General features: G+C 44.9%; 19 protein-coding genes. 6 read left to right on the top strand and 13 right to left on the bottom strand.

Features of this window, described 5'->3' with window-relative positions; genetic code table 11:
- Nucleotides 1–4: 4 nt before the first annotated feature.
- The 5 genes from UF05_RS00665 to UF05_RS00645 all read right to left on the bottom strand — a co-directional run bounded on the left by UF05_RS00665 (nucleotide 5) and on the right by UF05_RS00645 (nucleotide 5,675).
- Entirely contained in the window at nucleotides 5–1,165 is a 1,161-nt protein-coding gene (locus UF05_RS00665; protein WP_045546120.1) for an ABC transporter substrate-binding protein, read from the bottom strand.
- Nucleotides 1,166–1,387: 222 nt separating this feature from the next.
- Nucleotides 1,388–2,065, bottom strand: coding sequence for a TVP38/TMEM64 family protein (locus tag UF05_RS00660; RefSeq protein ID WP_005462335.1), 678 nt, complete (start codon nucleotides 2,063–2,065; stop codon nucleotides 1,388–1,390).
- 41 nt (nucleotides 2,066–2,106) lie between these two features.
- On the bottom strand, nucleotides 2,107–2,877 hold the full coding sequence (locus UF05_RS00655) for a (Fe-S)-binding protein (protein WP_005478886.1): 771 nt from the start codon (nucleotides 2,875–2,877) through the stop codon (nucleotides 2,107–2,109).
- The gene (locus UF05_RS00650) at nucleotides 2,874–4,670 is read right to left on the bottom strand and encodes an FAD-dependent oxidoreductase (RefSeq protein WP_045546119.1); all 1,797 of its coding nucleotides are present in this window, start codon (nucleotides 4,668–4,670) and stop codon (nucleotides 2,874–2,876) included. Before UF05_RS00650 ends, UF05_RS00655 begins: the two co-directional genes overlap by 4 nt.
- Before the next feature lie 21 nt (nucleotides 4,671–4,691).
- Nucleotides 4,692–5,675 (bottom strand): sulfurtransferase, encoded by a 984-nt coding sequence (locus tag UF05_RS00645; RefSeq protein WP_005462348.1) that lies wholly within the window; start codon nucleotides 5,673–5,675, stop codon nucleotides 4,692–4,694.
- A 362-nt stretch (nucleotides 5,676–6,037) separates the two neighbouring features.
- On the opposite strand from UF05_RS00645, the gene UF05_RS00640 reads away from it, so the two are divergent.
- Together UF05_RS00640 and UF05_RS00635 are read left to right on the top strand one after the other, a co-directional pair.
- Complete coding sequence (locus UF05_RS00640; RefSeq protein ID WP_443083221.1) at nucleotides 6,038–7,780, top strand: sensor histidine kinase; 1,743 nt, start codon at nucleotides 6,038–6,040, stop codon at nucleotides 7,778–7,780.
- Entirely contained in the window at nucleotides 7,770–8,366 is a 597-nt protein-coding gene (locus UF05_RS00635) for a response regulator transcription factor (RefSeq protein WP_023623980.1), read from the top strand. The genes UF05_RS00640 and UF05_RS00635 overlap by 11 nt, the downstream gene beginning before the upstream one ends.
- A gap of 60 nt (nucleotides 8,367–8,426) precedes the next feature.
- On the opposite strand, the gene UF05_RS00630 is transcribed toward UF05_RS00635, so the two are convergent.
- Complete coding sequence (locus UF05_RS00630) at nucleotides 8,427–8,873, bottom strand: META domain-containing protein (protein ID WP_005486896.1); 447 nt, start codon at nucleotides 8,871–8,873, stop codon at nucleotides 8,427–8,429.
- Nucleotides 8,874–9,062: 189 nt separating this feature from the next.
- On the opposite strand from UF05_RS00630, the gene UF05_RS00625 reads away from it, so the two are divergent.
- The gene (locus UF05_RS00625; RefSeq protein WP_020840419.1) at nucleotides 9,063–9,311 is read left to right on the top strand and encodes a DUF1289 domain-containing protein; all 249 of its coding nucleotides are present in this window, start codon (nucleotides 9,063–9,065) and stop codon (nucleotides 9,309–9,311) included.
- A 132-nt stretch (nucleotides 9,312–9,443) separates the two neighbouring features.
- Here the strand turns inward: UF05_RS00625 and UF05_RS26210 are convergent, their stop codons facing one another.
- Nucleotides 9,444–9,665, bottom strand: coding sequence for a hypothetical protein (locus UF05_RS26210; protein ID WP_005462330.1), 222 nt, complete (start codon nucleotides 9,663–9,665; stop codon nucleotides 9,444–9,446).
- 418 nt (nucleotides 9,666–10,083) lie between these two features.
- Complete coding sequence (gene ushA, locus UF05_RS00615) at nucleotides 10,084–11,799, bottom strand: bifunctional UDP-sugar hydrolase/5'-nucleotidase UshA (protein ID WP_005495634.1); 1,716 nt, start codon at nucleotides 11,797–11,799, stop codon at nucleotides 10,084–10,086.
- Between the two features lie 349 nt (nucleotides 11,800–12,148).
- On the opposite strand from ushA, the gene UF05_RS00610 reads away from it, so the two are divergent.
- Entirely contained in the window at nucleotides 12,149–12,856 is a 708-nt protein-coding gene (locus UF05_RS00610; RefSeq protein WP_024699890.1) for a GNAT family N-acetyltransferase, read from the top strand.
- An 11-nt stretch (nucleotides 12,857–12,867) separates the two neighbouring features.
- Nucleotides 12,868–13,383, top strand: coding sequence for a GNAT family N-acetyltransferase (locus UF05_RS00605; protein ID WP_045546118.1), 516 nt, complete (start codon nucleotides 12,868–12,870; stop codon nucleotides 13,381–13,383).
- Nucleotides 13,384–13,523: 140 nt separating this feature from the next.
- On the opposite strand, the gene rplY is transcribed toward UF05_RS00605, so the two are convergent.
- The 5 genes from rplY to UF05_RS00580 form a co-directional block, all read right to left on the bottom strand.
- Nucleotides 13,524–13,802 carry a 50S ribosomal protein L25 gene (gene rplY / locus UF05_RS00600; RefSeq protein ID WP_005378066.1) on the bottom strand — a complete coding sequence of 93 codons (279 nt, stop codon included), beginning with the start codon at nucleotides 13,800–13,802 and terminating at the stop codon, nucleotides 13,524–13,526.
- A gap of 284 nt (nucleotides 13,803–14,086) precedes the next feature.
- On the bottom strand, nucleotides 14,087–15,436 hold the full coding sequence (locus tag UF05_RS00595) for an ATP-binding protein (RefSeq protein WP_045546117.1): 1,350 nt from the start codon (nucleotides 15,434–15,436) through the stop codon (nucleotides 14,087–14,089).
- Complete coding sequence (locus UF05_RS00590) at nucleotides 15,426–16,085, bottom strand: response regulator transcription factor (RefSeq protein ID WP_045546116.1); 660 nt, start codon at nucleotides 16,083–16,085, stop codon at nucleotides 15,426–15,428. Before UF05_RS00590 ends, UF05_RS00595 begins: the two co-directional genes overlap by 11 nt.
- Before the next feature lie 18 nt (nucleotides 16,086–16,103).
- A complete protein-coding gene (locus tag UF05_RS00585; protein WP_005495629.1) occupies nucleotides 16,104–16,529 on the bottom strand; it encodes a PepSY domain-containing protein in 426 nt (141 codons plus the stop codon).
- 132 nt (nucleotides 16,530–16,661) lie between these two features.
- A complete protein-coding gene (locus UF05_RS00580) occupies nucleotides 16,662–18,413 on the bottom strand; it encodes a DEAD/DEAH box helicase (protein ID WP_005489009.1) in 1,752 nt (583 codons plus the stop codon).
- Between the two features lie 121 nt (nucleotides 18,414–18,534).
- Here UF05_RS00580 and rsuA point away from each other — a divergent pair, with 121 nt between their 5' ends.
- Nucleotides 18,535–19,236 carry a 16S rRNA pseudouridine(516) synthase RsuA gene (gene rsuA, locus UF05_RS00575; RefSeq protein ID WP_045546115.1) on the top strand — a complete coding sequence of 234 codons (702 nt, stop codon included), beginning with the start codon at nucleotides 18,535–18,537 and terminating at the stop codon, nucleotides 19,234–19,236.
- Nucleotides 19,237–19,512 lie beyond the last annotated feature (276 nt).

Here is a 19,512-nt window from a genome sequence, read left to right as displayed (position 1 = left end):
CTTATTAATTCCCGTAGCGTTTCAACCATTCTTTTTCTAAGGCAGATTGCCAACTCGGATGCGGCTCAGCGATAGATTTGAATTGTTGAGTATTTTTAGCCGAACCTGTTAGGTATTGGCTGCTTAGCACTGAAGGATCGCCCCAGATGTTAAGGTTACCTTTGCGAGATTGTGCTTCAGGGCTCAATAAAAAGTTTATCGCAACTTGCGCACCGGCACTGGCATTTGCGTTCCAAGGAATCGCTAAGAAGTGAATGTTTGAGAGTGCACCTGCGTCCATCGCATACGCTTTGGTGCTTTCTGCAAGATTACCACTCGATTGCGCAGAAAAAACCGCGTTTGGGTTAAAGGTAATCGCAAGATCAATCTGACCATCATCCAGTAATTGAAGCGTTTCAGCCGTCCCTCCTGGGAATTGCTTACCGCCACGCCAAGCAACTTTATGGAACTCATCTAGGTAAGCCCATAGCGGTTGAGTGATTTGCTCAAATGTTTCACCAGTGACTGGTTTTTGCAAAGCGGGATCGTTGTTGGTCAACTCAATCATCAAGGCTTTAATAAAGCTTGTCCCATGAAACTCTGGTGGGCGAGGGTAAGTTAGGCGATTTGGAAACGCTTTTGCGTAACTCAGCATTTCAGCAAAAGATCGAGGAGGGTTATGCAGGGTTTGCTCATCATGAATAAACACTAATTGCCCCACCCCCCAAGGTGCTTCCATACCTTCAGTCGGCTCTGAAAAATCCACATTAATTGGCAATGATTTATCAACGTACTGCCAGCTTGGCAAACCTTCAACAAAAGGACCAAACAGTAATTGGTTATCCTTCATTGATTTGAAGTTCTCGCCATTGATCCAAACCATATCAACACTGCCACCGCTGTTTTTGCCTGCGGCTTTTTCTGCAATTAGGCGAGTGGTGGTTTCGGAAATATCAGTGACTTTCACGTGATTTAACGTCACGTTGTAGCGAGATTTAAGCTCTTTGCCTGCCCATTGGATATAGCGGTTGATCTCTTGGCTACCACCCCAAGCATGAAAATAGACGGTTTGTCCGTCGGCTTGTTGTTCGATTTTTTGCCATTCACTAGCGGCCGATGAGTCAGCAAAAGATGAAGTCGCAAAAGTGGTGGCTAAAATGCCAATGGTACTGAGTAGCTTTTTCATACGTAGTCCGTGTTTTTCTTCTGGTTCTTGTTTGAAGCTTCGCTGAGTTTGTTCGCGAATGGCCTCTGTCCTTCACAAGGATAGTAATCTATCTCGCGGTATTATCAATGTGAATCCCAATAGGATTTATTAATTGATTCAGGGAATTACTATCAATGATGTAAAGGGTAGAGCGCAGCACGATAGCTGCACTCTTTTAGCGTCAATGTTGGATAGACCGGACTACTTCGCTAATTCTTCCATGTTGATGCCTTTTTTCTTCGCGATGTATTTTGGAATCAGAGACATACCAAACAGCACAAGACCCGCAACCGCAAATTTCACTAGCAACATCACAGACACGCCGTTTGTCGCAATATCCCCCGCCATGTAAGCGAAGATGAATGCGCCTGGTGCCATGGTCAACAGAGAAACCAGAGCGTAAGTGCCAAGGTTGAGGCTGGTTAGACCGTAAGCGTAGTTTTGTAGGCTGAATGGGAATACAGGCACAAGACGAGTCAGAATCAAGAAGCTGGTGCCGTTTGCTGCTACACCGTCATCGATTTTCTTGAAGATTGGGTTATCGCCAAACTTTTTCATGATGGTGTTGCGCAGTAGGAAACGTGCCACGATGAATGCCGCTACTGCGCCAAGCGTTGCAGAAAACAGCGCTAAGATACCGCCTTTGATAGGGCCAAATACGATACCTGCCACAATGGTGAACGCGCTGCCCGGTAGTAGGAAAACACACGCAAACACGAATGCTGCTACGAATACGGCGTAGCCCCACACACCAAAGCTGGCGATCCAATCTTGTAGGCTCTTGATGTCTGTGATGATTTCAAGAATGCCAGTTTGTTTAGCCGCGAACAGAGCAATAGCTACAACAGCGACAATAAGAGCGATTTTTACGAATTTCATAAGTTCAACTTCACTTAAACCTAATAATTAAAAAGAGATAGCTATACAGACATACACTTGATCAGACCCGCTTTTGATTTGTAGCGGTTGAACCAAGCTTTCACAGGGCTAGCGAGTACGTTGACTGGCGGTTCATCGCCTTGCATGATCACAGGGCCGAACATCAGATCCAGAATGTGCCAAGATTTCGTACCAACCCCCATCATGGATGCACGACAAGCTGAGCAATAAACCACGACGTAGTCTGTCTCGAACTCTTCAACACGGCGCTTGATTACGCGTGTTGCCACGTCTGGGTTTGCAGGTACAACCATGCCGCCGAAACCACAACAGCGCGTGTTTTCACGTGTGTGTTCTGGTTCAGAGGTTTTGTAACCAAGTTCGTTTAAGATCCAACGAATACCGTCTTGCAGTTCTTTCTCGTAGCGAGTCGAACAAGAATCATGAATGGTAAACACCACGTCACTGTTTTTTGCTTTGCCGCGTAGCGCTTCTGGCAAACCGATTTCTGGAAGCAGTTTCCATAATGAAACCGGCTTTTGTGTGCCGCCAGACTTCTTGATCATGCCGTAGCAGCTTTGGCACGCCACGATGACTTCTTGTGCATCTAGCTTGTCGAAGTCTGCTTGAAGCTGGCCGTAGCGTTCTTTGAATTTCTCTGTTTGGCCGATAGCCGCGGTCGGTTTGCCACAGCATTTCTGTACTGCGCCCATTTCTGGGAATACTTCTTTTAGGTAGCTCGCAATGGCCGCTACGCCTTCTGGTGAATAGGATGGCAAACTGCATCCTGGCATAAATACTTTATTACTCATTTTGTCGATACCGCTCGTTTTGCCATAGTGAAGATTTTTGAGAAGCCCAGTTTCTGGTGCATATTGATCGCTTTATGACCCGGCATTGGTGATTCACCATTGTTTGCCTTAACAAAGTCAGTACGTGCGCCTAGGAACATTTCCTTCATCGGGAAGTCTTTCGGACACACGATGGTGCACTGGTCACAGGCGTTACATGAGTAAGCCAGCAATGGATCCATCGACTTGTTGTTCACGAAGTCAGAGAAGATGGTCTTCGGACAATCACTGAAGTCGTTCATCATGATGCACTCGGTCATACACAGCTTGCAGCTACATTGCAGACAGCGAGATGCTTCTTGTTTGATTTGTTGTTCAGTAAAGCCTAAATCCACTTGGGCAAAATCTTGCTTACGCTCTTCAGCGTCACGCAATTCACCGTGTAGGCGAGGGGTATCTACCGTACCTTTTGGTAGTGGTACGTCTAGACGAGATGAGTAGCTGTATTCTTGCTCGAAGTCGCGGTCTTCAGTTAGTGGGCGAGTCGTTAGGAAACGCTCAACACTCATTGCGGCTTTACGACCTAATGCCATCGCTTCAATCACGATGTTACCGCCACACGCGTCACCGGCTACGAAGACGTCTTCTAGGCTCGATGCTAGTGTTTGTTTATCGACCACGTAACGACCACCGCGAGTTTGCTCTAGTGCACCGTCAGTAATGTCTGCCACGATTTGACCGGTTGCAAAAACGATGGTGTCTACAGAGATGGTTTTGCTTTCTTCGCTGTACTGAGGTGCAAAGTTGCCTTGCTCATCAAAGATAGACAGGACTTTCTTGATAGTGATGCCGGTTACTTTGCCGTTCTCGTGTTCGATAGCAACTGGGCCCCAACCTGCGTTGAACTCGACGCCTTCTTCTAGTGACTCGTCGATTTCGACTTGGCTTGCTGGCAGGTTTTCAATACTCTCAAGTGAGCATTGGTACACGTCGCTTGCACCAATACGCCATGAAGAGCGCGCACAGTCCATTGCAACGTCACCACCGCCGACAACCATCACTCGTTTACCTGCACGTGGAAATTGGCGAGTTTCAGAAATCTCTTTTAGGTATTCAACCGCAGAGAACACGCCATCGTTGTCATGACCCGGCAGAGGGATGATCGAACCGACGTGTGCACCGTGAGCCAGAATCACAGCATCATGTTCGCTACGTAGAGTGTCGAAGCTAATGTCTTTGCCGATCTCAACGCCAAACTGAGTTTTGATACCCAGCATCGCTAGGTAGCTGTATTCGAAATCGATAACATCGCGTGGTAGACGGTATTCAGGGATACCCACACGCATCATGCCGCCGTAAACGTCTAGCTTTTCGTAAATCGTTACTTCGTGGCCTTGACGACGAAGCTCAATAGCCGCTTGCGCGCCAGCAGGGCCTGCACCAACGATCGCGATGTGTTTGTTCGTCATAGGGGCAATGTTGAGATCCCAGTGATCTTGGTTATCCATTTTCTCTGCGACGAAACGTTTGATGCCTGCAACGCTGATTGGCTGACCGAACTCAGTGTTACGACGACAAGACGCTTCACAAGGGTGGGCACAAATACGACCAAGAGTTTGAGGAAGGAATAATTTGCTGCGGATCAGATCCAAAGCGCCTTGGAAATTCCCTTCACCAGCCATGCGAACGTACTGTTTTACGTCTGTGTGCATTGGACATGCGGTTTGACATGCCGGATCGGCATCACCCATACAGCCATCGACAATCATTTGCGCGGTGTCGTATAGCTTTTGGCTAAAAATTACATTGTTCATTAACTGCGGTTTCCGTGTTGATTAGCTCTTGCCGTTGATAACGTTCACTTCAGGATTCTTTTGCTCGTAGTGAGCATGGCTGTACTCGATCCATGAGCCGTCGTAGTTGTAGACGCCTTCTGCACCTAATACTTCAGTAAGAATCATGGTGGTGTGGGCAGAGCGAACACCAGACTGGCAGTAAGCGATAACTTTCTTACCTTTGATGATGTCGCCGTAAAGGGCTTGCAGTTCTTCTGCTGATTTCAGCGTCGTGTCTTCGTTTAACGCTTTGGTCCAATTAATGTGAACACTGCTTGGGATAGTGCCCGGACCGTATGCGCCAGAAACCGCAACTTCACCGTTGAACTCGTCGTTTCCGCGAGTATCTAGGATCACCCAATCAGGGTTGTTTTGCGCTGCGATAACCATGTCTAGCGTTGCTAGGGCATTGTTCTCTTGTTGTGTGTTAGGTGCGTTGTATTCAACCGCTGCAACGCTTTGGTTTGCAGAGCCAGTTGGGTAGCCAGCGCCCATCCAAGCGTTCAAGCCCCCGTCAAGGTAACGAACATCTTGATGGCCAAGGTTATGGATTTGCCAGTAAAGACGCGCAGCATCGTGGTGTGAGCCCGCAGCGTAGACGACGATTGTGCTGTCTGTTGTTGCGCCGAAGCTGCCTAGGATCGTCTCCATTTCTTCTGTGCTATTACTCATACCGCCGAAGTCGTAGGCGTCTTCAGTCGCTGAGTAATCGTTACGCCACATAGTGTAAGAACCAGAAATAGGACTATCTGGTTTGATAGGGTTTAGCGCACCGATCACAACCACGTCTTTGTCACCATCCATCAGAGATTTCAGTTGTTGTGCAGAAATGAAGTGTTCTGGGTGAGCGTACTGTGTGAACTTCTGCTCTTGAGCAGCAGCATCCACTATTACAGCCTCAGCTGAGAACATCGTATTGTAAGCTGAGTAGCCAACCGCTGCGACAGCGGCCAACACACCCAACGCAATTGTCGATTTTTTCATGAGTTGCTTCCGTATTTTAATTTAAAGTTTTGCTGCCGAATCCTTGATGTTTCGACAGATAGAATGCTTTTGAAGGGGGAGTACAGGCATGAACGTTTCTTAATCATTTTTGGTGTTCATGGCTTAAAATAAGCGGAAATGCACTCTACCCCTTTGTGGGTAAGGCATTCTGAGGAAATCAATAGTTAGGTGGTATTGTGGTTTCCCACAATAATGATGTGGGATTGATCTAAAGCAACAAAGTTAGAGAGGGGAACGGTGCTAAAATGCGAAACCAATACGCTGTCGTTGTGCTTTATTAAGTGACTAAAAATTATTTTCAGAAACTCCTTTATTCTATTGTATTTGTTGGTTTTACCTGTATTTCTCAAGTCAAAGCAGAACATCAGCCTGATAGGACAACATTTGATGTAGGTGTGCTGGCTTTGAGAGGGCATTCTCACGCTAAAGAATCTTGGCAACCCACAATGACATGGTTGGAAGAACAAAACCCTAACTATGAATTCAACTTACATACTTACGATTTTGACCAACTAGAAGAAGCCTTTTTACACGGTTGGTTGGATTTCATATTAACGAGCCCAGGACAGGCAACTAAGCTTGCTCGTGAGTACCCTATTAACTGGCTAGCAACGCAGAAAACGGCTTACAGCAATGTGCCGAACAAGTCGATAGCATCAGTCGTTGTTGTGCGTGAAGAATCGACTTTTAAAACACTGAGAGACATCAATGAAGCCAGTATTGCCGCTGTATCAGAAAAGGCGTTTGGTGGTTTTCTTGCACTACGTTATGAGCTCGACAAACTTGGGTATTTCAACTCATCGTTCTTTGAAACAATCCACTTTACTGGCCCACCGACCGATCAGTTGATTCTCGATGTGATCGACGACCAAATTGATGTTGCAATTGTTCCTGCTTGTACGCTGGAAAACATGGCGGCCGAAGGCAAGATAGAGCTGCATAATTTGCGAGTGCTCAACGAAAGAAGGCCTGCTGATTCCGTTTGCGCAGTTAGTACTCCTCTGTACCCAAATTGGACCATGGCCATGACGGAGCGTGCTCCGGTAGATGTTGGGCAAAAGGTCGCACAAACCCTGTTTGCAATGCCTGCAGATCATTCAGCCGCTATTGCTGCCAACAATGTGGGTTGGACGCTACCTGCGCCTAGCGTTAACGTAGATAAAGTCTACAAGCATTTGGACTTACATCCCTTACAGAAACCTTGGGCGCAAAAGGTTCAAGAGTGGCTACATAAAAACCAAGCAGTCGCTATCGCAGCGCTGCTAACATTGGTGTTACTGACTATCTATCACTTTTGGCTAGAGTGGACGTTCAAACGTAGTAGAGAAAAGTTGAAAGCTACCCTCAATGATTTACGTCGCAAGAGTAGCATGTTGGAACACGCTCAACGGATTACGATTGTGGGGGAATTAGGTAGCAGCATCGCACACGAAATTAATCAACCATTGGCTGCGATTAAAAACTACAGTCAAGGTGCAAAGATGCGGATGGAGCAAGGCACTACACCCGAGGAAATGTTGCCGATAATAGAGAAAATTCAACAACAAGTGACGTCTGCGAGTGACATAGTGCAGCGTTTACGTAGTTTGATTCACCGGACGCCAATCGAGAAAAGCTGGGTTGACTTACCTGCCGTCATCAATGATGCAATGAAGTTGGTGGATTATGAGTTCCAACGTCACAATATCCAACTAGGTGTGATGTATTCTGGCGAGGTACAAAACGTTTATGCGGATGTGACTGGATTGCAACAGGTGATCATTAATGTGCTTAATAACGCCAAAGATGCCTGTCTTGCTCATTCGACTTCGCAAAAAGAGTTGTTTGTTGATCTCCATATCAGCTTTTGTGATGACGTTGTCATCATTGATGTTATGGATAACGGGGTCGGGCTCGAAGAGCAAAATACCCCTCTTGATCAGCCTTTTTATACCACGAAGGAAAATGGCCTAGGGTTAGGGCTTGCTATTTGTCGCGATGTAATTGAAGCGCACCAAGGTTCCATCAATTTTAGGTCAATTGACCCATTTGGGTGTCAAGTGACTATCGTTTTACCATATCAGGAAGCTCAGAATGAGTCGTAATCTTTGCCCACTTTATATCGTTGACGATGAAGTGCCTGTTTTAGAATCAATGGCCTTTATGTTAGAAAGTTATGGTTATAGCGTCGATGTCTATTCAAACGGGCAAGATTTCTTACAGAGTGTGAATCTGCATCAAGCTGGATGTGTATTGTTGGATAGCCGAATGCCAGAAATGCGTGGGCAGGAGCTTCACCTGCTAATGCGTAATCAATGTAGTCCAATCAGCGTTATATACCTGACTGGGCATGGTGATATTCCAATGGCAGTCGAGGCCTTAAAAGAAGGCGCGTTGGACTTTTTTCAAAAGCCTGTGGACGGTAATGCTTTAGTGGCGGCAATCGATAATGCTATGGAATGTTCACTAAACAACCAAGAAAAACAAAGTGCAAAACTAACTCTTCAAAGCCTTACTAGAAGAGAAAAAGAAGTACTGATTCTGGTGGTTAAAGGGATGAAAAATCAGGATATGGCTAACCAACTGTGTGTTTCGCTTCGCACTATAGAAGTTCATCGTTCCAATGTAATGAAGAAGTTGGAAGTAGAAAGTTTAGCGGCATTGATTCATAAAGTAGGGCACGTAATTTAGGTATAAAAAAAAGCAGCCAGTTGGCTGCTTTTAAAAATGGTTTTGTTTACTGACTTGGGATTAGTTTACCCAGTCACGTAAAGTAAACGTCAACTCATGATCGGCATTTTTCAGAACAAGACCATCTTTAGTTAGAGTGATGTCACTCCAGTTAGATAGTGTTTGTGTCATTGCATTTTCGATCTTCATTTGATCTTCCATACACATCTTCATGGTCATGCCCATTTTTTCGATGCGTAGTTGGTTGTTTTTCAGCTCAGCTTGACCGAAGAAGTTGTTACAACCCGCATTGCCGTTTGCTGTTAGGTTTTCACCGATTTCTAGGCGAGCCGCTTTTTGGTTTTCGTCTAGAACGATATTCTTACCATCAACTTGAACAAGTTCCCAGTTGTGGTGCTGTAAATCTTGAGCCGTAATTTCTTTCACATCATCACCGTTGCTAGCACAAGCAGTCATAAGAACAGGGAGAGAGATTGCTGTAACTAACGTTTTTAGGCTAAGCTTCATTTTATAGACTCCGTTTTTAGAAACGCGGTAAGTATAAGTAATAAAACACTGTTTTTGTCAGCATACGGTTATGGTTTCGTATGTTTTTGACATAACGAAGTGTATAACAGATTTTGTCGGTGAGTAATCTTCTCGTTTAGTTATTTAAACTAGGCAAACACGCCCTAGCATGGAAAGAGCGTTTATAGTATGGAGCAACTGGAATTTTTCACTGTCCCAAGCCCTTGTGTTGGAGTATGTACCTCCGATGAAAAAGGGTATTGCAAGGGGTGTATGAGAAAAAGAGAGGAACGGTTTAATTGGCTGAACTTAACCCCCGCTCAGCAGTTGCACGTTATTAAGTTGTGTCGTCAAAGATACAGAAGAAAGATGTTGGCAGGGAAGACGAAGCCAGAACAGCTTCAAGATAATTCATCACCTCAACAAGATTTGTTTTAGAAGCATTTCTAATTAAGGTGCGGACACGCCATCGTTCTTGTTTCTGCTTTTTACATATTCCCGGCCCGGCAAGGTATCCTTTAAGAACCGGGAATCTCCTATCCATTTTTCCCTATAAATCGGTAATTGGCGTTATTTCATCGACCAACGGTCGCTAACCCAGCCTCCCGCTTGTTCGTCAAAGTGATTTCCTGCAAATCGATGGTTGAGCTCAACCTCTAATTTGCTTGTTGGAAGCTCATCCATTAACTGGTGAATGTACCTTGCCATAGGGTCGGTACATGCTTCACGTTCTCGGCGGATGACCACTTCTTTGATCATTTGGAGTCTGTAGCTATTGCTGGCTCGTTTCATTTTTGACCTCCAGAACTCGATGGCAGCAGTTTGAACACATTGACGTCCAGATCGCTGCTCATTGGCGTGCGCGTGGAGGCACATCACCATCGTTTGAAGTCCAAAGACAAATTGTTTGAGAGCAGTGTTTGTAACGCCATTCACATCTTTCTCAGAATCATTGACTATGCGAATAAAAATGTCTCGCGAAATTTAGCCGATGAGCCTGCATATTTGAAAGACCTTATCAAACATAGAAGCCCAGCACAGGGGCGTCAACAACACAAATGAACAATTTTTGAACAGATTGTGAAGGTGGAGAATTATCAGCAATTTATCGAAAATAAAAAACCGAAGCACAAAGCTTCGGTTTTGATTTAGGAGCTCTGACGGATTGATTCGATAGAACCATTCTAGTCAGAGCGTAAGGTGTAGAGTATTAGCTACCAGTTGCAGGACAGCCTTTCACTGCTTGGCTATTGCTGAAGTACTTGATGTTGTCTAGGTTCTTGTTGTAGCTATCCGCCGAGATTTGCGGGTTGTTTACGAAGAACTCACGCAGTACTGATGCGTCTGTCATTTGAGTTGATTCAACTTGGATAACTGGGTAGTCATCACCGCCTGCAGCGCTGAAGCTAATTACAGCGAACGTGTAAGTTGCGTCTAGGTTGAAGCCTTTACCGTTAATGTCAGTAATAGTTACTGAGCCAGCATCACAATCTACATCTAGAGTGATGTTGTCTAGTTGAGCGTAAGCACCAGAACCCGCAGATTTCGTAGCAACGACGTCTAGGTATTCTTTTACTTCTTTACCTGTCATGGTCGCTTTTGTTACGAAGTTACCAAATGGTTGTACTGTTAGTACATCACGGTAAGTGATATCGCCAGCTTGGATTGAATCACGAACACCACCGGAGTTCATCACACCAAAGTCTGCTTTCACTAGCTCGTATGTACGGTACGCTTCACCTAGTAGGTGGCCAAGGTTCGTTTGCTGTGAGCGAACTACACCGCGGTCGCCTTCAAGTTTGCCATCCGTAGAAGATACTTTAACGTCAAGCAGATCTTGACCTTGCTCTTGGTAAGTACGAAGAATTTGCTTAACTACAGCATCTGGCTTGATTTCTTCAGCGATGAATTGGTAGTCACCGTTCGCATCTTTTGCCTTTAGGTTAACTGGAATCAAAGCGTAGTTTGCTAGGTGCAGTTTGCCATCGTAGTATTCGAAGTCTGCACGACCAACATATTTACCCCACTCATGCGCTTGCATGATGTATGTGCCGTTTTGTTGGTCTGGAGCACACTCGTCACCTGGTTTGAAGTCTGCGTATTCGTTAGTACCCGGCTCCATACATACTGGGTTTTGTGAGTGGCCACCAATAATTGCATCTAGTTGGCCTTCTTCAAGAGAACGCGCTAATAAAACGTCACCTGGTGCTTCGCTACCATGGTTACCATCTTGGTAGTGACCCATGTGTGTTGTTGCAAAAACTAGATCGACAGTTTCGTTTGCTTCGATTTCCTTAAGTACTTTTTTGATTTCAACTTGAGGATCTTCGAAGTAGATATCAGCAACGTTACTTGGGTTTACCAGTTTCGCTGTATCTTTTGTTGTTAGGCCAACAACCGCAACTTTAAGTCCGTTAATCGTGAAGACTTTGTAAGGCGCGAAGTAACGTTCGTCGGTTACTTTACCATCGGTGTCTTTCTTGTAGATGTTTGCAGCGAGCATAGGGAAGTCAGCCCATTGGATCTGCTTGTTCAAAACATCTAAAGCGTTATCAAACTCGTGGTTACCGACAGCCATTGCGTCGTAACCAAGCAGGTTCATCCCTATGAAGTCCGGTTCTGCATCTTGCATGTCTGACTCAGGAACACCTGTGTTGATATCACCGCCAGACAATAGAATGGTTTCGCCACCGCTTGATTCCACTTCTGCACGAATAGAGTCGATCAAAGTTTTGCGTGCAGCCATGCCGTATTCGCCTTTGCTGTTTTCCCAAAAGCGGCCATGGTTGTCGTTAGTGTGTAGAACGGTGAATTTAGTACAAGAATCTGCAGTCTCACAGGTTACTGGTGAATTGTCGCTGTCTGAGCCGCATCCTGCTAGCGCAGCGCCCACTGCCACTACCAATAGAGATTTGGAAAACTTCATAAGGGATCCTTTCTTTGTGATTTTGTTATTGTTACGGCGTGAAATATACGGAATTAATGTGAAAGTTTAGTGATCTATCTCTTATTTATACTTCTATCGAAGATACGAATTAATAAGCATGCAAACTACGTCTATAAATAAACAGAATTGGTATTTAGCATCTATTTTATGTGGCTTAAGCTATTTTTTGTGAGGCAGTTAATTGAATGCGTGTTATTTGTGTGAATCAATACGCACTTTGGTGAGGTATGACGCTAAGTTTGGTTATTATTTTGCCAAATTCATGTTTTTCTAAGTTCCTACGAAACAAATAGTTATAATTTTCTACTGCAAAGGTAGAGAGGTAGGGATGCTTATAAAATCATCTGCGAAAACAGCAGAAATCGATTGCTCTTGGCGCAATCAGTTTGAACTCAGTCAAAAACCGTACAACGGTTATTACTATGACTCCCAATTTTGGAAAAGGTTTTCCGAACACACCGCTGTTTATTTATTCCAATCTGATGCGTTTACTCTTTTATCCTGTCCGGAAAATCTCTGGCATAAAATTAAACATTTTCAGCCGAGTGAGCTAGAGAGAAAATTAAATAATCTGCAATTATTCTGCGAATATGACGACGTCGACTATCATTTATTTAATGATAATACCTTCAATAAAGATGCTGATGTTTTCACTTTGAATATTGAATCTGACAATGAGTTGCTTGACGTATTTTTACGTAGTAACAGCGCAGAAGATATTGAGAAAGCCGATTTCGAGCTCGATAGCCACTTCTTCTATGGCATTTTAGAAGAGGGTAAATTGGTTGCGGCATTAGCGTCATATTGCTACGAAGGAAAGGAGCCATTTGAGTCGTTATCGTTACTGGTTAGCCCTAAAGCGAGAGAAAAAGGGTACGGTAAGCGCTTGCTTTCACACTTAGTGGCGGAGGTTAAAACGCGAGATCGTAAAGTGAGATACCGAGTAAATATCGAAAATACACCTTCGATTAAGTTGTGCGAATCTTTGAGATTTGAAGCTTATAACCGATTGCGCGTATTTACTCAGGATGAATAGAAAGGAAAGTAATGGGATACACAGTAAGGAATGCTGTCAGAGAAGAAGCAGCTCAAATTGCTAAAATACATGTCGATTCGTGGCAGGTGGCGTACAAAGGGTTAATGCCACAAAGCTATATAGAGCAGTTTACCATTGAGCGCCGAGAAAGGATGTGGACACGAGTTATCACGGAGCAACTGGCTCAATTGATCGTGGTTGAGAAACAAGGGGAAATCGTCGGGTTTTTAAGTTACGAGTTGCCTAACCACACCAGTGAAGATAAAACGGCGTTGGTAACGTGTTGCTATGTCTCGCCGTTACATTATGGGCAAGGGGCAGGAAGTGCGCTGTTAGATGAGCTCGAAACACGTCTACTCTCGACGCCAGTTATGCAGATAAGTCTGAAAGCACTGAACACCAATAATCAAGGGCTGAACTTTTACAAGAAGTGTGGTTTTGTGCGTACTGGGGAAGAAGAAGCCGAAGTGATTGATAGCATGACACTGACTGACCTCACTTTAGTGAAGTACATCGCCCGTTCGTAAATCAAATGCCATATATAGTAAAACCCCGGAGGTGGTAAGACTCCGGGGTTTTGAAATTTTTTAGATGTCTCGGTTGGTAAATCCGATTATCTTTTATGCAAAAGGTCTGGATTTAATCCGATTAATTCCTTGGTAGGGAATTAGATACGGATGAAGTCCATGTGTTCAACTTTTGGCTTGAACGCGTGACGTTGAACGTCTTGTGGCTTAACTTTAACTTCTTTGCCATCGATAACTAGAACGATGCCTTCGTAGAATTCAGGCTTGTCCATTTGGTTTACGATGTCGTCGTGGTTAAGAACGATAGCTACTGCTGCTTCTTCACCGCCGTATACAACTGCAGGGAATTTGCCAGCGTGACGTAGGCGGCGGCTCGCACCTTTACCTAGTTCAGTACGTACTACTGCTTCGAATTTCATAGTATTTACTCTCAAATTAGTAAAAATCAAATGTTCACAATCAACAATGCGACCTTGTTGTTCGTGGTAAAGCTTGAAACAGGAACTGTTCAAGCGAGCGCGGATACTATCATTCCACTTAGAATTGGGCAACCCAAATCGTATCTAAATCAATAAAAACACATCATTTGGCGGATCCGAAGTTGATGGTTTTCATCACTTAGCGTGAAAAATGCTCGTATCGCTTCTATTTTCATCGGTTTGATTAGCGTTTACCGATGAAAAAGAGTCTTTCGTGATTCGTTTTAAGTACGGCTACGGTGCAACGTTAATGTGGCTTTTAAGCCACCCATTTTGCTCTTTTCCAAAGCCAATTGGCCTCGATAGCTGTGCGCCATTTCACTCACAATATTTAAACCGAGCCCAGAACCTGGCGTTGTTTCGTCTAATCTGACACCACGTTTGATGACTTGGCCTAATTGCGCTTGAGGGATTCCAGGCCCATCGTCTTCTATAATCAGGTGGATACTATCCTTATCCTGAGTAGAGTGGACGCGAATCATGCTATTTGCCCATTTATAGCCATTTTCAAGCAAGTTACCGATCATTTCATCGAGGTCGGTTTTTTCGACTGCAACATTCAACTCAGAATCAAGCTCATTAACTAAGGTGATGTCTCGCTCGGCATAGACTTTATCGAACGCCATTGAGATAGCATCCACTCGCTCTGCTGGATTGGCTTTGACAGAAAGGATGTTCATGGAACCCGCCATTCGAGCGCGACCTAAATGATAGTCAATGTGATCTTGAATCTGGTTGAGTGGGGCGTTTAAGCGGGCTTGCGTTTTGGGCTCTAGCGTTTGCACTTCATTTTTTAACACAGATAGCGGCGTTTTAAGTGCGTGTGACAAATTACCCGCGTGGTTACGCGCACGTTCCAGTAACTCCTGATAGTGGAAAAGAAGAGCATTGAGGTCAGAAATAAGCGGCGAAATCTCTTTCGGATAAGTTTCTTCTAAACTCTTTTTATTTCCAGCTTTGAGCTCTGCCAGCTCTTTTTGCAGTTTAGTTAATGGACTCAATGACCAAACGATTTGCAAGAGAATGACAGTCAAAACGCCAGCAAACAACAATCCTAGAATTAGCCAGAGTTGACCAATAAGGGTTTGCAGTGTGCTTTTTATTGGCTCTTCGTCGATACCTACGATGATATGAATTGGACCATCGTAGTCGGGTAGATATAGCGCTTTTTCCAGAGTAATCAGTTTTTCGTCTCTTGCACCATAAGCATCTTTATCGAGTCCTTTATACTCGATTCTTTTATCCCACAACGAGCGAGAGCGTTCGAGGCTTGTATCTGTCGATGCACTCCAATATAAGCCGCTGTACGGGCGACTAAAGCGAGGATCCGACAGTTGAGCAGCTAACGAAAGATGGCCTGTATGATCGACTTCCAATTGTGCGGCGATTTCATCCATAAAGATGCTCAGTTGGGAGCGCGTATCGTCCACCATATAGCTATAAACTTGGGTAGGAATGGTGACACCCGCAGCAAGGATCATGGCGGTGAGCCATACAACCGCCGCCAACACCAATCGGCTTTTGATACTTAAGCGTTTTAAGGCATGCAGCGGCAGTTTGTTCTTATTCGGCATTCAGTTGATACCCTAAGCCACGCACGGTTTTTATGACTTTTGGAGCGATTTTCTTACGAATACGACCGATAAATACTTCAATTGTGTTGGAGTCACGATCAAAGTCTTGCTTGTAAATGTGCTCCACAAGCTCCGTGCGTGAAATGACTTTTTCAGGATTATGCATAAAGTAAGCGACTACTTTATATTCCAGCGCTGTTAGGCTCACTGCTTGGCCTTGCCACATCACTTTTGAGGTTCTGGTATCTAGGCTTAAATCGCCTATTTGCATGACCGGAGAAGCGTTACCAGATGCTCTGCGCAGTTGGGCGCGAAGACGAGCGATAAGCTCAACCATTTCAAACGGTTTAGTCAGGTAATCATCGGCGCCTGCGTTTAGGCCTTCTACTCGTTGAGTTAAGGTATCACGCGCACTTAGGATCACGACCGGAGTGTTGATGTTTTCATCTCGAATGCCCTTTAAAACGGTCAAGCCATCGAGTTTCGGTAGACCAAGGTCGAGTACAATCGCGTCCCATTCTTCGGATGTCGCTCGGTAGAGCGCGTCAATGCCATCTTGTGATAGCTCAGGTACCCAACCGTTATTTTCCAACGTTTCGATAATTTGCTCGCCTAGACGAGGATCATCTTCGACAACAAGTATTTTCATGGCAGCGTTTCTTATTATTTAGTTTTGTGGTGGTTTTAAAGCTTTATTGAAGTTTCGACCTTTTACTTCCAGCATTTCCAATGTGGCAGCGTCATATTCGACCTTCAACACGCTATTGTTGAAGAGTATTTTCAGTTCGTAAACCCATTCATTGTCATCTTCTTCAAGCTCGACTTTGATGATGCGACCATAAAGGTCATTTTCGACGGCCGCGTAAAGCTCAGAGAAGGGACGAATGTAGCCTTTTTGTACGGCGCGGTAGACCTCATCTTGGTCTTCATCAAATTCGATACGTGTGCCGGGCTTTTCGACATCTTGCACGATGGCGTGGCCATTTTGCGTGGTGTAAATATCATTTTGCTGCGCGAAGCTTGGTGCAGAAAGCAGCATCGGGGCGAGGCTGAAAAACAACGCAAGATTTTGAGAGGTCACTGGTTTATACATAGCAAAACCTTTTCTGAAGAGTTGGCAAAATTATATCTAGCTGTACATGAACAGAAAGTGAATCATCGTGTGAACTGTCGGTTCAGTCACATTCACTTTGCTCTTGGCAAAATCACTGGTGCGAATCGAGCGTTATTTAAGTTCATCTTCAAAAATCTTGTCGCGCAACTTCCAAAAGCGCCCAGACTTTCTGGCAATGACAAACTGCGGTAAACGGAAACGGTGTTGATTGGCGACGACTCGTGTAGGCGATGCTTCTTCAAACGGGCGATGTTTATCTGCAAGGTGAGGGCGCACAAACTGGTCTTTAAAAGTTTGCTTCTGTTTCTTGGTGTTTAATGACCAAAACTCATGAACTAACGCATGACCTTCGCCTTGGTATGGTTCCCCCGAATACGTGACTTTGAGCTGTGATTTGCCATCATTTGATTTGAATACGGACAAGTCCATTTCTGTGCACTCGAAGATCAGTGCGTCTTTCAAATTCAGTGCTTCTTTTAGTTTCTTATCTGGGTCGACCAATGTTGCATCACATTCATGGCATATACGAGCGGCAATATCATTATCTGCGCCACATTCGCCGCAATATTTGGCACGAAAACGGTAGCCACAATGTTCGCGTTCGCCCGTGTCTTCATCTTCAAAGTAACCTTGGCATCGTCGGCCAAAGTGTTCGAGTAAAAAGCCATTGCTGTCCAATTTACCCCAGAAATTGTTGTTAAATCCGCAAGCGGGGCAAGGAATAGTAATGATCTCGCTGGTGGAGTCGGGTTTTGGATCTCCCACTTCTGGCTGATACAAATCGTAGCTGTTACCCGCGTAATCGAGTACCAGACATTCATTTTTACCTTCCGATAAACGCAAACCTCGTCCAACAATTTGTTGATATAAGCTGACCGATTCTGTGGGGCGCAAGATGGCAATCAAATCCACATGAGGCGCGTCAAATCCGGTGGTTAACACAGAGACATTCACCAAGTATTTGATTTCACGATTTTTGAAAGCTTGAATGATCGCATCGCGCTCTGGCGTTGGAGTATCACCAATGACGATGGCGGTTTCGCCTTCTGGCAGCAGGCCGTGAATTTCTTGAGCATGTCGAACTGTTGCAGCAAAGATCATCACGCCTTTACGCTCTCTCGCGTATTGAATGATTTGCTCTACGATCTGAGGAGTGGCGCGTTTGGCTTTGTCGATAACCATGTCCATTTCCGCTTCTTTGTAGCGTCCGGTATTAGCGGGTTTCAGCTGCGAGAAGTCGTAAGACAAAACGGGCGCATCCATCATGCGTGCGGGGGTGAGGAAGTTTTCGTCAAGCAAGTAACGGATCGGCAGTTCGAAAATACAGTCGCGGAAAAAGCGCGACTCTTCGGTGCGTACTTGACCTCGGGTGTGGTATTGATAAATCCATCCCATTCCTAAACGATAGGGTGTTGCCGTTAAGCCCAAAACTTTGATGCCAGGGTTGAGCTCTCGAAGGTGCGTAATCACTTTTTGATAGCTGCTGTTTTTATCGTCTGGCACACGGTGACATTCATCGATAACCAGAAGTGAGAACTGGTTTTTGAATGAGTCCAAATTGCGCACTACCGATTGCACCGAGGCAAACACCACTTGTTGGTCGGTTTCCTTTCTTCCTAATCCTGCCGAAAATATGGCGCCTTTCAAACCGTAGCCTTCATATTTCGCGTGGTTTTGTTCCACCAGCTCTTTTACGTGGGCCAAAACCAACACACGCCCTTTGGCAAGGCGTGCTAGTTCTGCAATAACTAAGCTTTTCCCAGCACCAGTTGGTAGTACGATCACTGCGGGGGTGGAATGTTTGCGAAAGTAATGAATAACGGCTTTAACAGAGTCAGCTTGATATGGGCGAAGTGTGTACATGAAAATATGTGAAATTGCTCAACTATTCGAACTAGGAAGGCTATAATACCTGACTTTTATACCCAAGTGACCTTTGAACCGTAATTCGGAGATCACTTGGGTATAATTCAATGAGGTATTCATGCGTTTAGATAAGTATTTGTGTGATGCTCTGGGTGCGACTCGCAAGCAGGCAACAAAGATCATCAAAAGTGGCGAAGTGCTCGTCGATGGCGAAGTACAAAAAAGTGGTTCATTCAAAGTGCCAGAAGGTGGTGTTGTGGAATGGGATGGCCGAGAAGTCGGTGCGCCAGGGCCTCGCTACATCATGTTGTACAAACCAGCGGATTTTGTTTGTTCACACGAAGATGGTTACAACCCTACGGCCTTTGTATTGCTTGATGAACCTAAAGTCGAAAACCTTCACTTCGCTGGCCGTTTAGATGTGGACACGACGGGTTTGGTGTTGATTACAGATGATGGCCAATGGTCTCACCGTATTACATCACCGAAACACAAATGCGAAAAAACATACCGCGTGTGGCTAGAGGATGCGATTCAACCTGATTACGTTGAAAAGTTTGCGCAAGGTATTGAGTTGAGAAACGAACGCGAAGCGACGTTACCAGCGCACCTTGAGATCGTGAATGAAGCAGAAAACGAAGTACTGCTTACTATCGTTGAAGGTAAGTACCACCAAGTGAAACGCATGTTTGCTGCACTTGGTAACAAAGTAGAACTACTTCATCGTGAGCGAATCGGCGATATCGTGTTGGATGACACTCTAGAACCGGGTGATTACCGTTATCTGACTCAAGAAGAAGTGGATTCTGTGTGGAATTAATCGTCGCTCTCGGAAATTCTTTAGTTCCTAGCAGGAACTAGTCTTTTGGTAGGAATTGGCTCAAAATGACGATTCCTACCAAAATGTTTTCGTGCCTAGACAATTTCGGTATGCATGCTTAACCTCAGTGTTATGCCGCGGTGTTTTATCACAGGCTCACGCATACTTTTCTCGCGAAACATCCGTTCGTAGTGAATCAATCAAGCTGTCATCTTTGGTTTATTGCGCGCAATTATCGGGTGAACATGCATCGTTATCATGCGCTTTTCTATGTCG

Source organism: Vibrio sp. S457-15 (assembly GCF_000960545.1).
In the GTDB taxonomy this organism is placed as follows: Bacteria; Pseudomonadota; Gammaproteobacteria; order Enterobacterales; family Vibrionaceae; genus Vibrio; species Vibrio parahaemolyticus.
The sequence above is the reverse complement of the archived record's forward strand: the minus strand, read 5'-3'. Positions and strand labels throughout refer to the sequence as shown.

What these genes read in the sequence shown, in the direction of transcription:
- UF05_RS00580 (WP_005489009.1), bottom strand. Translation starts at nt 18,413, where the DNA reads ATGTACACACTTCGCCCATATCAAGCTGACTCTGTTAAAGCCGTTATT.
- UF05_RS00595 (WP_045546117.1), bottom strand. Translation starts at nt 15,436, where the DNA reads ATGCCGAATAAGAACAAACTGCCGCTGCATGCCTTAAAACGCTTAAGT.
- UF05_RS00590 (WP_045546116.1), bottom strand. Translation starts at nt 16,085, where the DNA reads ATGAAAATACTTGTTGTCGAAGATGATCCTCGTCTAGGCGAGCAAATT.
- UF05_RS00635 (WP_023623980.1), top strand. Translation starts at nt 7,770, where the DNA reads ATGAGTCGTAATCTTTGCCCACTTTATATCGTTGACGATGAAGTGCCT.
- UF05_RS00625 (WP_020840419.1), top strand. Translation starts at nt 9,063, where the DNA reads ATGGAGCAACTGGAATTTTTCACTGTCCCAAGCCCTTGTGTTGGAGTA.
- UF05_RS00645 (WP_005462348.1), bottom strand. Translation starts at nt 5,675, where the DNA reads ATGAAAAAATCGACAATTGCGTTGGGTGTGTTGGCCGCTGTCGCAGCG.
- rplY (WP_005378066.1), bottom strand. Translation starts at nt 13,802, where the DNA reads ATGAAATTCGAAGCAGTAGTACGTACTGAACTAGGTAAAGGTGCGAGC.
- UF05_RS00660 (WP_005462335.1), bottom strand. Translation starts at nt 2,065, where the DNA reads ATGAAATTCGTAAAAATCGCTCTTATTGTCGCTGTTGTAGCTATTGCT.
- ushA (WP_005495634.1), bottom strand. Translation starts at nt 11,799, where the DNA reads ATGAAGTTTTCCAAATCTCTATTGGTAGTGGCAGTGGGCGCTGCGCTA.
- rsuA (WP_045546115.1), top strand. Translation starts at nt 18,535, where the DNA reads ATGCGTTTAGATAAGTATTTGTGTGATGCTCTGGGTGCGACTCGCAAG.
- UF05_RS00605 (WP_045546118.1), top strand. Translation starts at nt 12,868, where the DNA reads ATGGGATACACAGTAAGGAATGCTGTCAGAGAAGAAGCAGCTCAAATT.
- UF05_RS00630 (WP_005486896.1), bottom strand. Translation starts at nt 8,873, where the DNA reads ATGAAGCTTAGCCTAAAAACGTTAGTTACAGCAATCTCTCTCCCTGTT.
- UF05_RS00655 (WP_005478886.1), bottom strand. Translation starts at nt 2,877, where the DNA reads ATGAGTAATAAAGTATTTATGCCAGGATGCAGTTTGCCATCCTATTCA.
- UF05_RS00610 (WP_024699890.1), top strand. Translation starts at nt 12,149, where the DNA reads ATGCTTATAAAATCATCTGCGAAAACAGCAGAAATCGATTGCTCTTGG.
- UF05_RS00665 (WP_045546120.1), bottom strand. Translation starts at nt 1,165, where the DNA reads ATGAAAAAGCTACTCAGTACCATTGGCATTTTAGCCACCACTTTTGCG.
- UF05_RS26210 (WP_005462330.1), bottom strand. Translation starts at nt 9,665, where the DNA reads ATGAAACGAGCCAGCAATAGCTACAGACTCCAAATGATCAAAGAAGTG.
- UF05_RS00585 (WP_005495629.1), bottom strand. Translation starts at nt 16,529, where the DNA reads ATGTATAAACCAGTGACCTCTCAAAATCTTGCGTTGTTTTTCAGCCTC.
- UF05_RS00650 (WP_045546119.1), bottom strand. Translation starts at nt 4,670, where the DNA reads ATGAACAATGTAATTTTTAGCCAAAAGCTATACGACACCGCGCAAATG.